The sequence below is a fragment of the Shinella sp. GW821-FHT10F02 genome, assembly GCF_058809275.1.
The window spans coordinates 228021-241333 of record NZ_JBXASL010000008.1 but is presented as its reverse complement, the minus strand read 5'-3'; the positions used below and the strand labels follow the sequence as shown (position 1 = coordinate 241333).

Annotated in this window: 12 protein-coding genes; 9 read left to right on the top strand and 3 right to left on the bottom strand. The window is 66.7% G+C overall.

Translation table 11 applies throughout. The annotated features are described in order from the left end of the window. The first annotated feature begins 3 nt into the window (after positions 1 to 3). Positions 4 to 564, top strand: coding sequence for a 16S rRNA (guanine(966)-N(2))-methyltransferase RsmD (gene rsmD / locus AC1RWL_RS24625; RefSeq protein WP_256118501.1), 561 nt, complete (start codon positions 4 to 6; stop codon positions 562 to 564). Between the two features lie 85 nt (positions 565 to 649). Beyond that, entirely contained in the window at positions 650 to 1510 is an 861-nt protein-coding gene (locus AC1RWL_RS24620; RefSeq protein ID WP_493095785.1) for a patatin-like phospholipase family protein, read from the top strand. On the opposite strand, the gene AC1RWL_RS24615 is transcribed toward AC1RWL_RS24620, so the two are convergent. Continuing rightward, positions 1507 to 3294: a monovalent cation:proton antiporter-2 (CPA2) family protein gene (locus AC1RWL_RS24615; protein WP_493095784.1), complete on the bottom strand. Its 1788-nt coding sequence runs from the start codon at positions 3292 to 3294 to the stop codon at positions 1507 to 1509. The genes AC1RWL_RS24620 and AC1RWL_RS24615 overlap by 4 nt on opposite strands. Before the next feature lie 108 nt (positions 3295 to 3402). Here AC1RWL_RS24615 and AC1RWL_RS24610 point away from each other — a divergent pair, with 108 nt between their 5' ends. From AC1RWL_RS24610 to lpxK, 6 genes are all read left to right on the top strand, one after another. Next, positions 3403 to 4749, top strand: coding sequence for a TldD/PmbA family protein (locus tag AC1RWL_RS24610; RefSeq protein ID WP_493095783.1), 1347 nt, complete (start codon positions 3403 to 3405; stop codon positions 4747 to 4749). A gap of 4 nt (positions 4750 to 4753) precedes the next feature. Next, positions 4754 to 5560 (top strand): 3'(2'),5'-bisphosphate nucleotidase CysQ, encoded by an 807-nt coding sequence (locus tag AC1RWL_RS24605; RefSeq protein ID WP_493095782.1) that lies wholly within the window; start codon positions 4754 to 4756, stop codon positions 5558 to 5560. A gap of 59 nt (positions 5561 to 5619) precedes the next feature. Then, positions 5620 to 5856, top strand: coding sequence for a DUF4170 domain-containing protein (locus tag AC1RWL_RS24600; protein ID WP_256118506.1), 237 nt, complete (start codon positions 5620 to 5622; stop codon positions 5854 to 5856). Between the two features lie 110 nt (positions 5857 to 5966). Further along, on the top strand, positions 5967 to 7280 hold the full coding sequence (gene waaA / locus AC1RWL_RS24595) for a lipid IV(A) 3-deoxy-D-manno-octulosonic acid transferase (protein WP_435267483.1): 1314 nt from the start codon (positions 5967 to 5969) through the stop codon (positions 7278 to 7280). Between the two features lie 22 nt (positions 7281 to 7302). Next, positions 7303 to 8037, top strand: a complete 735-nt coding sequence (locus AC1RWL_RS24590; RefSeq protein ID WP_435267482.1) for an HAD family hydrolase — start codon at positions 7303 to 7305, stop codon at positions 8035 to 8037. A gap of 103 nt (positions 8038 to 8140) precedes the next feature. Next, the gene (gene lpxK / locus AC1RWL_RS24585; RefSeq protein ID WP_435267481.1) at positions 8141 to 9181 is read left to right on the top strand and encodes a tetraacyldisaccharide 4'-kinase; all 1041 of its coding nucleotides are present in this window, start codon (positions 8141 to 8143) and stop codon (positions 9179 to 9181) included. A 3-nt stretch (positions 9182 to 9184) separates the two neighbouring features. On the opposite strand, the gene AC1RWL_RS24580 is transcribed toward lpxK, so the two are convergent. Then, positions 9185 to 9415, bottom strand: coding sequence for a DUF2093 domain-containing protein (locus AC1RWL_RS24580; protein ID WP_256118739.1), 231 nt, complete (start codon positions 9413 to 9415; stop codon positions 9185 to 9187). A gap of 76 nt (positions 9416 to 9491) precedes the next feature. Further along, positions 9492 to 11294, bottom strand: coding sequence for a DNA mismatch repair endonuclease MutL (gene mutL, locus AC1RWL_RS24575; RefSeq protein ID WP_493095781.1), 1803 nt, complete (start codon positions 11292 to 11294; stop codon positions 9492 to 9494). A 306-nt stretch (positions 11295 to 11600) separates the two neighbouring features. Between mutL and AC1RWL_RS24570 the strand changes: the two genes are divergently transcribed. After that, positions 11601 to 13298 (top strand): response regulator, encoded by a 1698-nt coding sequence (locus AC1RWL_RS24570; RefSeq protein ID WP_493095780.1) that lies wholly within the window; start codon positions 11601 to 11603, stop codon positions 13296 to 13298. Positions 13299 to 13313 lie beyond the last annotated feature (15 nt).

Sequence of the window (13313 nt, the reverse complement as noted above, 5' to 3'; positions counted from 1 at the left end):
CCCGTGCGGATCGTCGGCGGAGAGTTTCGCGGCCGCGCGCTGGCGACGCCGAAGTCGGATGACATTCGTCCGACGACGGACCGCACGCGCGAAAGCCTCTTCAACATCCTGTCGCATGCCTATCCCGAGGCGCTCGACGGCACGCGCGTGCTCGATCTCTTCGCGGGCACCGGCGCCGTCGGCCTGGAGGCGGTGTCGCGCGGTGCGCGCGCAGCCCTCTTCGTCGAGCAGAGCGTCGAGGGCAGGGGGCTCCTGCATTCCAATATCGAAACGCTGGGCCTCATCGGCCGCGCCAAGATTTTCCGGCGCGATGCCACGGCGCTCGGCAGCGTCGGCACGGTGGAGCCGTTCGACTTCCTCTTCGCCGATCCGCCATACGCCAAGGGCCTTGGTGAGCGCGCGCTCGATGCGGCGGCGCGCGGCGGCTGGCTTGTCGATGGCGCCCTTGCCATCCTTGAAGAGCGTGCCGATATTCAGCCTGCCGCCGTCGATGGCTACGAGCTTCTCGAAGTCCGCACCTTCGGCGATACGCGCATGCATTTCTACCGCTACCGGTCCGGCTGAACCGTAGAGCATTTCCAGCCGAAGCGGCATCGCTTCGGCGTCGGATAGTGCGGCGGAAACAAAAAGCGAGCAGGAGACCGCCGCGATGACCGATGCCCTCGTTTCCGCAGACGTATCGCGGCCAGGCGGCCCGACGGTCGCCATCGCGCTTGGCGGCGGCGGCGCGCGCGGCCTCGCCCATATCCATGTCATCGAGGTGCTGGACGAACTCGGCATCCGCCCGGTGCTGATCTCGGGCGCCTCGATCGGCGCCATCCTGGGCGCGGCCATGGCGGCCGGCATGTCGGGCAAAGAAATCCGCGACCACACGCTCGCTGCGATCGGCCATCCGAGCCGCATCATGAACCGGCTCTGGAGCCTGCGACCCACGCGGCTCTCCGAGGTCGGCTTCCGCGTCGGGCAGTTCAACCTGGAGCGCGTGCTGAAGGCCTTCCTGCCGGATCGCCTGCCGGAGACGTTCGAGGACCTTGCGATCCCGTTGAAGGTCGTGACGTCGGATTATTACGGCCAGTGCGAATGCGTCTGCGAGAGCGGGCCGCTGTTCCCGGCGATCGCCGCCTCCGCAGCACTCCCGGCCGTCTTCCGCCCGGTGATGATCAATGGCCGCGTGATGATCGACGGCGGGCTGTGGAACCCCGTGCCTTTCGATCACCTCATCGGCCATGCGGACATCACCATCGGCGTCGACGTGATCGGCCAGCCGGCGGCCGGCACCGCGGAACTGCCCAACAGCGTCGACAGCCTCTATGGCGCGACCCAGCTCACCATGCGCTCCATCGTCACGCTGAAACTCGAAAAGGGCGCGCCGGACATCTATCTCCGCCCGGATGTCGGCCGCTTCCGGGTGCTCGATTTCGTCAAGGCCGGCGAAGTCCTCGCCACCTCTGCCGGCATCCGCGACGAGCTGAAGCGGGCGCTCGACGAAAAACTGTCTGCGGTGGCCTAGGCGCTCTCTTCCTCGTCCGCCTGGGTCACGTTTTTCGGCTTCAGCAGCGGCTCCGGCTTGACCGGCTTGGAGTGCAGCATGTGGCGCCCCGCGGAAATCCCTTCGGCCGCCTGCAACTCCAGCCGTGCCACGTCGCGGCGGCGGATGTCGTCGCCGATGGCCAGGGCGTCGTCGGGCTCCACGCCGAGCGCTTCCAGCGTTTCCCGGCCGAAGACGAGGGCGGATTCGAAGGTTTCGCGCACGTCGTGCTGCACGCCGCGGGCGCGCAGCGACAGGGTGTGCACCCGGTCGTAGGAGCGCGCGAAGATCGTCGCATTGGGATATTCCGACTGTACGAGATCGACGATGCGGTCCGTCGAGGCCTTGCCCTGCGTGCAGACGGCGACGATCTTGGCACGCTCGATGCCGGCGGCGCGCAGCACGTCCTTGCGCGTTCCGTCGCCGAAATAGATGCGGAAGCCGAAGTTTGCGGCCTGGCGCACGCGGTCGGTCGAATGGTCGATGACCGTCACCTCGCGCCCGCCGGCAAGCAGGATCTGCGCGGCGATCTGGCCGAAGCGCGAAAAGCCGATCATCAGCACGTCCGCCCCCGCACCCTCGAAATCCTCCTCCATCTCCTCCTCCACGTCAGCCACCAGCAGGAAGCGGGAAAGGGCCGCCGCAATCGGCGTCAGCGCCATGGAGGTCGTCACGATGGCGATGAGCAGCGAGGCGAGCCCGCCGGAGAAGATGCCGGCGGCCGCGGCCGCGGTGAACAGCACGAAGCCGAATTCGCCGCCCTGCGGCAGCAGCAGCGCGATGCGCACGGCATCATTGTGCGAGGAGCCGGTGAAGCGGCAGAGGCCGTAAATCACGAAGCCCTTCACCAGCATGACGGCGGGCGTGGCGATCAGGATGGTCAGCCAGCTCGAAAAGATCACGTCGAGATGCAGCGACAGGCCGACGGCCATGAAGAACAGGCCGAGCAGGATCCCGCGGAACGGTTCGACATCCGCCTGCAATTCATGGCGATAGGAGGAATCGGCCAGCAGCACGCCGGCAAGGAAGGCGCCCATCGCCATGGAGAGGCCCGCCATCTGCAGCAGCATGGCGGCGGCCAGCACGACGAAGAGGGCGGCCGCGATCATCGCCTCGCGTGCACCGGTGCGCGCAATGATCTGGAACAGCGGATTGAGCAGGTAGCGGCCGGCGACGAAGAGCGCGGCAATGGCGGCGACGGCGACGAGGAAGTCCTGGAAGGCGGTCGTCGTGTCCTGCGGCGCCTGTTCGGCGAGCAGCGGGATCAGCGCCAGCAGCGGTACGATGGCGAGGTCCTGGAACAAGAGCATGGAGAAGGCACGCTGGCCGAAGCGCGTGTTGGTGTCGCCTTTCTCGTCGAGGATCTGCATGGCGAAGGCGGTGGAGGAGAGCGCCAGGCCGAAGCCGATGATCAGCGCCCCGTCCCAAGCCTCAAGCCCGAACAGCAGCGTAAGCCCCGCCAGCACCAGGCCGGTGACGACGACCTGTGCCAGGCCGAGCCCGAAGATATCGTGGCGCATCGCCCATAGGCGCGAGGGCTTCAGCTCCAGCCCGATCAGGAAGAGCAGGAAGACGACGCCGAGTTCGGCGACGCCCAGCAGTTCCTCGCCGTCGCGGATCTGGTGCAGGATCGGGCCGATCACCACGCCGGCGGCGAGGTAGCCGAGAATGGTGCCGAGCCCCAGCCGCTTGAAGATCGGCGCGGCGAGAAGCGCGCCGCCGAGCATCAGCAGGACCTCGTTATACGGGCTGTGGGTATAGGACATGCGGAAGGCTTTCTTCGAGGGGCGCGGGCGCGAGGGCAAAAAAGGCGCGGCTGCCCTTGATGCTCGTGCTACTGCACAATAAATGGGTCAGCAAAGAAAGGCCAAGTCATGTCAGAGACGATCGATTCCGCAAGCCTTCTCGCGCGCGCCGGCGAACTCATCGACCGCGCCATACAGGCGGGGGCGGATGCGGCCGATGCCGTCGTCGTGCGCGGCCGCTCCTCGTCCGTCAGCGTGCGGCTCGGCAAGGTCGAGGGCACCGAAGCCTCGGAGAGCGACGACTTCTCGCTGCGCGTCTTCGTCGGCAAGCGCGTCGCCAGCGTTTCCGCCAATCCCGGCTTCGACCTGACGGTGCTCGCCGAGCGCGCCGTCGCCATGGCCAAGGCCTCGCCGGAAGACCCCTATGCGTCGCTCGCCGCCGAGGCCGACCTTGCGCGCGACTGGCCGGATCTCGAACTTTACGACCCGACCGAAGTCTCCGCCGAGCAACTGACCGAGGCAGCACTTGCCGCCGAAGCCGCGGCGCTGGCGGTCTCCGGCATCACCAATTCCGGCGGCGGCGGCGCGTCCGCCGGCATGGGCGGCCTGGTGCTCGCCACCTCGCACGGCTTTTCCGGCGCCTACAGCGCCAGCCGCTTCGGCCGCTCCGTCAGCGTCATTGCCGGCGAAGGCACGAAGATGGAGCGCGACTACGACTACGATTCGAGCCTCTATTTCGCCGACCTGCGCGATGCTGAGGAGATCGGCCGCGAAGCGGCGGCGCGCGCCATGCGCCGGCTCAACCCGCGCCAGGTGCCGACGGCCAAGAACGTCACCGTCGTCTTCGATCCGCGCGTGGCGCGCGGCATGACCGGCCACATTGCCGGCGCCATCAACGGCGCCTCCGTCGCCCGCAAGACGAGCTTCTTGCGCGATCGCATGGGCAAGCAGGTGCTGAAGGCCGGGCTTTCGGTCACCGACGACCCGCTTATCGTGCGCGGCTCCTCCTCCCGCCCCTTCGATGGCGAGGGTGTCACGGGGAAGCGCCTCGCCATGATCGAGGACGGCGTATTGCAGCACTGGTTCCTCTCCACCTCCACCGCCAACGAGCTCGGCCTGAAGACCAACGGTCGCGGCGTGCGCGGCGGCACCTCGGTCAACCCGGCTTCCACCAACCTCGCGCTGGAGCCCGGCGATATCTCGGCGGAAGACCTGATCCGCTCCGTCGGTACCGGTTTCTACGTCACCGAGCTGATCGGCCAGGGCGTCAACATGGTGACGGGCGAATATAGCCGCGGCGCCTCCGGCTACTGGATCGAGAACGGCGAGCTGACCTTCGCGGTCTCGGAAGTCACCATCGCCTCCAACCTCGTCGACATGTTCATGCGCATCACGCCGGCAAATGACATCGACCGCTCGTTCGGCGTCGCCGCGCCGACGCTGGCCATCGAAGGCATGACGCTTGCCGGGACCTGACACCATGCCGAAACCCGCCAACCCCTGGACCGCCGACCTCGATCTGCTCGTCGGCGCGGCGCGGCTGGCGGGTGCGCGCGCGCTCGATTTCTTCCGCAAGGGGCCGGAAGTCTGGTGGAAGAACGGCGGCCACTCGCCGGTGAGTGCTGCCGATTTCGCGGCCAACGACATCCTCAAGAAGGAGCTGCTCTCCGCCCGGCCGAACTATGGCTGGCTATCGGAGGAGACGGACGACGATGCCGGCCGGCTCGACTGCGAGACCGTTTTTGTCATCGACCCGATCGACGGCACGCGCGCCTTCATCGCCGGCAAGCACATCTGGTGCGTCAGCGCCGCCGTCGTGCACCGGGGCCGCCCCGTCGCGGGCGTGCTCTTCGCGCCGTCGCTCGATGAACTGTTCACCGCCGCCGCCGACGGCGTGGCGCTGAAGAACGGCGAGCCCATCCATGTCACCGAGCCGGATGCCAGCCGTTCGACGCGTATGGCGATCCCAGAGGACATGACGCAGGATCTCCACCGGGGCCTTTCCGGCGGCGTGCACCGCATCTCGCATGTGCCGTCGCTCGCCTACCGGCTTGCCATGGTGGCGGACGGGCGCATCGATGCGACGCTGGTCAAACGCAACGCCCACGACTGGGATCTGGCGGCCGCCGACCTCATCCTTTCGCGCGCCGGCGGCTCGCTCGTGACGCTCGATGGCGAGGCGCTCCTCTACAACCGCCCGACCGTCAGCCACGAGACGCTGGCTGCCGCCGGTTTGTCCCGGCTTTCCGGGCTTGTGGACGCCTCCCGGCACCTTGCCGGCCATTGACCTTTGGTGCGGAATACCGCAAACCACCTGCCGAAATCGGTAAGAAAAAGAGAGAAGACATGACCGAAACCACCGAACCGAAACAGCTCCTCCACCTCGTCTTTGGCGGCGAGCTGAAGACGCTCACGGACACCCAGTTCCGTGATCTCAACAATCTCGATATCGTCGGAATCTTCCCCGATTATGCGTCCGCGCTCACCGCTTGGAAGGGCAAGGCGCAGCTCACCGTCGACAATGCGCATATGCGTTATTTCATCGTCCACATGCATCGCCTTCTGGATCCGCAGAACGGCTGAGCCACGTTCCCCCGACACCGTTCCGCGCGGCCCGAGGCCGCGCCGAACAGAAAGACCGGACCTTCCATGATGCCGAAAAGCCCCAAGCTCACAACGACGGTGCCCTGCGCATGAGCAGGCGGCTCGCCCGTTTCGCGCTGTCGCTGTATCGCTGGGGCGGCGTCGCGCTCTATCCGATCGTCGGCCCCTATCTCGGCTTCCGCGCCGCGAAGGGCAAGGAAGACCGCTCCCGTCGCCGCGAGCGCTACGGTTTTGCCAGCGTTGCGCGCCCCACCGGCCCGCTCGTCTGGTTCCATGCGGCAAGCGTCGGCGAGACGATGGCCGTCATTCCGCTCATCAAGGAAGTGCGCCGCCGCGGCATCGCGGTCCTCCTCACCACCGGCACCATTACCTCCGCCAAGGTGGTGCGCGAGCGCCTGGGGCCGGATGTCATCCACCAATATGTGCCGCTCGACGTGAAGCCGGCGATCAGCCGCTTCCTCGAATATTGGCACCCCGACCTCGCCATCATGGCGGAATCGGAGATCTGGCCGATGACCATCCTGGAGCTCGGCAAGCGCCATATTCCGCAGGTCCTGGTCAACGGCCGCATTTCGGACCGCTCCTTCCCGCGCTGGAAGCGGCGCATGTCGATCGCCGATGCGATCTTCGAGAATTTCGCCCTCGTCGTCGCCCAGTCGGAACTCGATGCCGACCGGTTTCGCACGCTCGGTGCGCTGCCCGTCATGGTCTCGGGCAATCTCAAGGTCGATACCGATGCGCCGCCGGCCGATTCCGCCGTGCTCAGGGGTTATCTCGACCAGATCCGCGACCGGCGCACCTGGGCGGCGATCTCGACCTTCGAGGGCGAGGAGGCCGCCGCCGGCAACGTGCACCGCGCCCTGAAAGAGCGGACCGGCCTGCTCACCATCGTCGTGCCGCGCCATCCCGAGCGCGGCGACGCCATTGCCGACATGCTGACCGCGCGCGGCCTCAAGGTCGCCCGCCGCACTCTGAATGACCCGCTGACGCCGGAGACCGATATCTTCCTCGGCGACACGATCGGCGAGATGGGGCTCTACCTGCGCATGACGGAGATCGCCTTCGTCGGCCGCTCGCTCTTTGCCGAGGGCGGGCAGAACCCGCTGGAGCCGGCCATGCTCGGCTGCGCCATCCTGTCCGGCGGCAACGTGCAGAATTTCCGCGAGTCCTACCAGCAGCTCGCCCGCAACGGCAGCGCCAAGATGGTGCGCGACGTGGAAATGCTGGCCAAGGGCGTGCACTACCTCATGATGAACGACGACATGCGCAAGCAGATGATCGAGGCGGGGCAGGAGACCGTGCAGGAGATGCGCGGCGCCCTGCGCGCCACCATCAAGGGGCTGGAACCCTATATCAACCCGCTCACCGTGAAGGCGCGGCTGCATCCGCGCCAGACCACCTGAAAACCAGACGAAAAGGCAAGCCATGACCAAGGCGCAGACCATCTCCGGCATCCTTTTCGACAAGGACGGGACGTTGCTCGACTATGCCAAGAGCTGGGTGCCGGTGAACTACGAGCTTGCCCGCATCGCCGCCGCCGGCGACGAGGACCTGGCCCGCGTGCTGCTTCTGGCCGGCGGCATGAACCCGGACACCGGCTATGTCACGCCCGACAGCCTGCTGGCCGCCGGCAACACGGTCGAGATCGCCGAAGGCATGGTCGCCGCCGGCTCGCCCTTCACGGTGGAGGCGCTCGCCGCCCATTTCGACGGGCTCTTCGCCAATTCCGCGCAGCTTGCCGTCGCCGTCACGGATCTCGCCCAGTTCTTCGCCACCATGCATGCCCGCGGCTACTGGCTCGGCGTTGCCTCCAGCGACAACGAGGCCTCGATACGCGCGACGGCAAAACGCTTTGGCTTCGATAGCTATCTGCATTACGTCGCCGGCTACGACAGCGGTTTCGGCACCAAGCCCGAACCCGGCATGGTGATGGGCTTCTGCGCGGCGACGGGCCTCGAACCGCACCAGATCGCCGTCGTCGGCGACAACAACCACGACATGCATATGGGCCGCAACGCCGGCGCCGGCCTCACCGTCGCCGTTCTGACGGGCACCGGCTCGCGCCAGTCGCTGGCCGACGCCTCCGACTATTGCCTCAACGACATCACCGAACTCGTGCCCCTCTTCCCCGAAGCAGCCACCGCGCGCCCGGCGGCGTGAGAAAACCGCCGCTCGCTCGCCTGGCCCGTTTCGCATGGTTGATTTTCCGCAGCATCTCGCGTTTCTTGGACGCGACCGGGTCGGGACGCCCGTGGGGGACTGAATGGTAAGTGAAGCGCCGCCTTTCTGGTGGACGAAGGCTGACTGGCGTGCCTATGCGCTCTGGCCCGTCTCGCGCCTCTATGGGCTCATCGCCGGCCGGCGCATGCGCAAGGGGCGCCGCGCCGAGATTTCGGTGCCCGTCATCTGCGTCGGCAATTTCACCGTCGGCGGCGCGGGCAAGACGCCGACGGCGATCGCGCTCGCCCGCGCCGCCAAGGCCCGCGGCCTCAAGCCCGGCTTCCTGTCGCGCGGCTATGGCGGCTCGCTGGATGTCACCACCGTCGTCGATCCGCACCATCATCGCGCCCGCGCCGTCGGCGACGAGCCGCTGCTACTCGCCCGCGAGGCGCTGACGGTGATCGCGCGCAGGCGTGTCAAAGGGGCGAGGAAGCTGGTGGAGGAGGGCGCCGACCTCATCATCATGGACGACGGCTTCCAGAGCGCGCAATTGACCTTCGATTATGCGCTTTTGGTTATCGACACCCGCCGCGGCATCGGCAACGGTTATCTCGTGCCAAGCGGCCCGGTGCGCGCGCCGCTTGCCGAGCAGATGCGGCAGGCCAATGCGCTGCTGGCGATCGGCGACGGGAATGCGGCCGACCGGCTGATCCGCCAGGCGGCACGCGCCGGCAAGGCGATCCATTCCGCAACACTCGCTACCGTCGGCGCGGACGACCTGCGCGACCAGGTCGTCATGGCCTGGTCAGGCATTGCCGACAACGAAAAGTTCTTCCGCACCGTCACCGAGACCGGCGCGCATCTCTACGTCACGCGCGGTTTCCCCGATCATCATTACCTCAGCGACGACGAGGCGGCGGATATCCTCGACCATGCCGAAGGGCTTGGCTACCAGCTCGTCACCACGGCAAAGGACAGCGTGCGCCTTGCCGGCGGGCATGGCCGCTCGGAGGAGCTGAAGGCGAAGAGCCGGGTGATCGAGGTGGAAATCCGCTTCGACGACCCGAAGGGGCCGGATGCGATCATCGACGCGGCGATTGCCAGCGCACGGCGGCGCAAGCTGCATCGGCTGGCGGAGAAATAAGGTTCAGCGCTTCTGCGTCGGTAGCGCGCCAGCGCGCTTTTCGGCCTCCAGAGAAGCCTCGCAGCTGATGTAAGGCTCCTGGCGCAGCACGCTCCAGTAGCGCAGCTCGTCGACCGGGATCGTCTCGCCGGTCATCGCGCAGGTGACGTGCGAACCCGGCATCAGGATCTGGAAATCGCCATCGAGATAGCGGATCTTCGCTTCGCGGCTGCCGCGGCCTTCAAAACGGTTCATCATCGATTTCAATATCCATCTCATGTGACGCCTATGCCATATCTCGGCATAGGCTAAATTTCCAGCGGTTTCCCTCTCAGCTTCGCCCGAACAGCCGCTCGATATCCGACAGCTTCAGCTCGATATAGGTCGGCCGCCCGTGGTTGCACTGGCCGGAACCGGGCGTGGCTTCCATCTGGCGCAGCAGCGCGTTCATCTCCTCCGGCCGCATGCGCCTGCCGGAGCGCACCGAGCCGTGGCAGGCCATGGTCGCGGCGAGATATTCCAGCTTGTTCTTCAGCCCGCTCGCCGTGTCCCATTCCGCCAGTTCGTCGGCAAGCTGGCGGATGAGGCCGGCCGCGTCCATCTCGCCGAGCATGGCCGGCGTCTCGCGCACCGCGACGGCACCCGGGCCGAAGCGCTCGATGCCGAGGCCGAGTTTGGCGAATTCGTCGGCATGGGCGACCAGCCGGTCGCAATCGTCCTCGGAGAGATCGACGATCTCCGGAATGAGCAGCGCCTGCGCCGGCACGGCGCGCGAATGCAGCGCATTGCGCATTTCCTCGAAGACCAGACGCTCATGCGCCGCATGCTGATCGACGATGATGAGCCCGTCCTCGGTCTGCGCGACAATATAGTTGGCATGAAGCTGCGCGCGGGCAGCACCCAGAGGGTGGCGCTGCGGCGGCTCCTCCTCCCGGGCTGCCGGCGAGGGGAAGACCGGCTCGCTGCGCGCCGAGGGCGCGGCGAAATCGGCAAAACCCGCCTGCTGCTCGCGGAAATGGTTCGGCGCGGCACCCGCCGCCTCGAAGGGACGGTAAGGCGATGCGGACGGCGTCCAGGGTGCGGCGGGGCGTGCTGCCTCCGGCCGGAAGGCGCGCATCAGGCCGTAGGCGCCCGTCGTCGCCGCACGGTCTCCCTCGCGGGCGAGCGCCTCGCGGATCGCGCCGATGATCAGGCCGCGCACCAGGCCGGGATCGCGGAAGCGCACGTCGGATTTCGCCGGATGCACATTGACGTCGACCAGCGCGGGATCGATGTCGATCGCCAGCACGGCGACCGGATAGCGCCCGTGCGGGATGGTCTCGGCATAGGCCGCACGCAGCGCCGACCAGATCAGCTTGTCCTGCACCGGCCGGCCGTTGACGAAGGCGAACTGGTTGAGGCTGTTGCCGCGGTTGAAGGTCGGCACGCCGGCAAAGCCGGTGAGCCGCACGTCCTCGCGCGCCGCATCGATCTCGATGGCATTGTCGCGGAAATCGCGGCCGAGCACCTGGGCGATGCGGGCGAGCCGGTCCGTGCCGGTCGCGGGAAATTCCAGCGTCGTGCGGTCGGAGCCCGACAGCACGAAGCGCACCTGCGGGAAGGCGATCGCCATGCGCCGCACGACGTCGGAAATCGCCGATGCCTCAGCCTTCTCGCTTTTCAGGAACTTGAGGCGGGCGGGCGTCGCGAAGAACAGGTCGCGCACCTCGACCACGGTGCCGCGATTGGCCGCCGCCGGCCGTACCGGCTGCACCTTGCCGCCGGTCACGCTGATTTCCGCGCCTTCGCCGGCCTCTGCCGTGCGGCTGAGCAGCGAGAGTTTCGCGACGGAGCCGATCGAGGGCAACGCCTCGCCGCGAAAGCCCAGCGTGCGGATGTCCAGGAGATCCGTTTCGAGCTTGGAGGTGCAGTGCCGGCGGATCGCCAGTTCCAGCTCGGCGGGCGCCATGCCGCTGCCATTGTCGGTGACGCGAAGCAGCGTCTTGCCGCCGCCGGCCGTGGCGATCTCGATACGCGTCGCCCCGGCATCCAGCGCGTTCTCGATCAATTCCTTGGCAGCGCTTGCCGGCCGTTCGATCACTTCGCCGGCGGCAATCTGGTTGATGAGGGTTTCGGAAAGCTGCCTGATGGTCATGCCGCCATTTTCGCGGATTCGGCGCGGGCTTGGAAGGGCCAACTTGCCTTATCCCGGCTTGCGTCGCAGGGCCTTCTGAAATCGTTTAATCAGGCTTTAATAAAATGCTGCGAACGTGCCCAGACGCTTGTATGAACACAAGCCGGCCGGGTCCTCCGGTGGACAATTTCAGCGTCGCTGGCCGCTGTCATTCCCGCACGTCCGAAGGTGCAATGCACCGATCAGCATGATACCGGGAATGCCAGACAGGCGAGGTCTGCCACTATGAATGATGTAGCGTCGTCAGACGCGAACATCCGGTTGGGAATGTTTGAAGCCGCGTGCGATATCCTCGCCGCCGCCGTGATCGTCTACGACAAGAACGATTGCCTCGTCTTCGCCAGCCGCCAGGTTCTCCGCTATTTCCCGATCCCCGCCGATACGCTGAAGTCCGGAACGCGGCTTCGCGACGTGCTTGGCGCGATCTTCGACAGCGGCGTGCGCTACGGCATTCCGCCCGAACAGCGCCACAAGGCGGTCAACCGCGAGGAGTGGATCTCCAACCGCATTTCCGCCCATTGGCGCGAGCAATATGATGCGGTCGAGCGGCTCGGCCGCGACCGGTGGATCCATTTCCGCAAGCGCCGCCTGCCGAACGGCTACAATGTCACGACGCTGGTCGACGTTTCCGAACAGAAGAAGCAGGAAGAGCAGTGGCGCTCGGACCTCGAGCGCATCGCGCTGACCGAGGAGATCCTCGAGACCCTGCCGTCGCCGGTGATCATCAAGGACCGCAGCCTCGCCTATATCGCGGCGAACCGGGCCTTCTGCGCCATCTACGACGTCAATGCCGACGGCGTGCTCGGCCGCACGGTCTGGGATCTTGCCGATGCCGAAAACGCCGAGCGCATCGAGCGCAGCGACCGCGCCGTGCTGGAGACCGGCGAACCCTTCAGCGTGCCCGAGCACGTCATCCGCGCCGATGGTTCCGACCTCTACGTCCTTACCCGTAAATACCGCATCGGCGCCCCCGGCCACCACGCACTGGTCACGGTCATGGAAGACGTGAGCGCGCTCGTCGCGGGCGACAAGGCCGTCTCGGACGACGAGGACGCATTTCTGCGCGTGCCCGGCGGGTTCGTCGAGGCGCAGAACTGCTTCGACCCGGTGCATGACGCCGAACGCCGCCTGCTGCTCGACCAGATGAACCCGGAGGAACTGCGCGCCCTCTCCGGCAAGCGCGTGCTGATCGCGACGCCCAATCCGCGCATCGAGGAAATCCTCGTCGGCGAGTTCAAGGCGCGCGGTGCCGATTGTTGTGCGGTGCGCAGCGTCAGCGAACACGATGCCTTCCTCGCCCTTGCCGCCCGCCAGGGTCTTGCGCTTGACGCGGTGGTGATCGACGCCAACATGCCGGACCATGAAGCCATCATCGACAATGGCCGCGGCATCGCCACGCGGGTGATCGCGCCGGACGGCATCGGCCCGGATTTCATGCGCGGTCTCGTCGAGCAGCACGAGCTGCTCTCGGAAAACCAGTCGCCGCTCGGCGACATCGTCACGCCTGTCTCGCTCACCGACGACTGGTACATCGCCACCGACATCTCCACCATGCTGCCCGGCGCCGTCGGCGATATCGAGGTGCTGGTGGCGGAAGACAATCAGATCAACCAGTTCGTCTTCTCGCAGATCCTCGAAGGCATGGGCATTTCGCACCGCATCGCCGAAAACGGCGAGGAGGCGGTCATGCTGTGGCGCAAGCACCAGCCGCGCCTCGTGCTGATGGACATCTCCATGCCCGTGATGAACGGCATCGACGCGGCGATGGAAATCCGCGCCGCCGAGAAACTGACCGGCACCCACACCCCGATCGTCGCCGTCACCGCCCAGGCGCTCAATGTCGACATGCAGAACTGCATGGACGCCGGCATGGACGACTACATCACCAAGCCCGTCAGCCCCGACATGATCGAGGTGATCTATCGGCGTTATGTCTCCATGCAAGGGGAGAAGGCGGTCGCGTGAAGCGGCCGCCGTTGT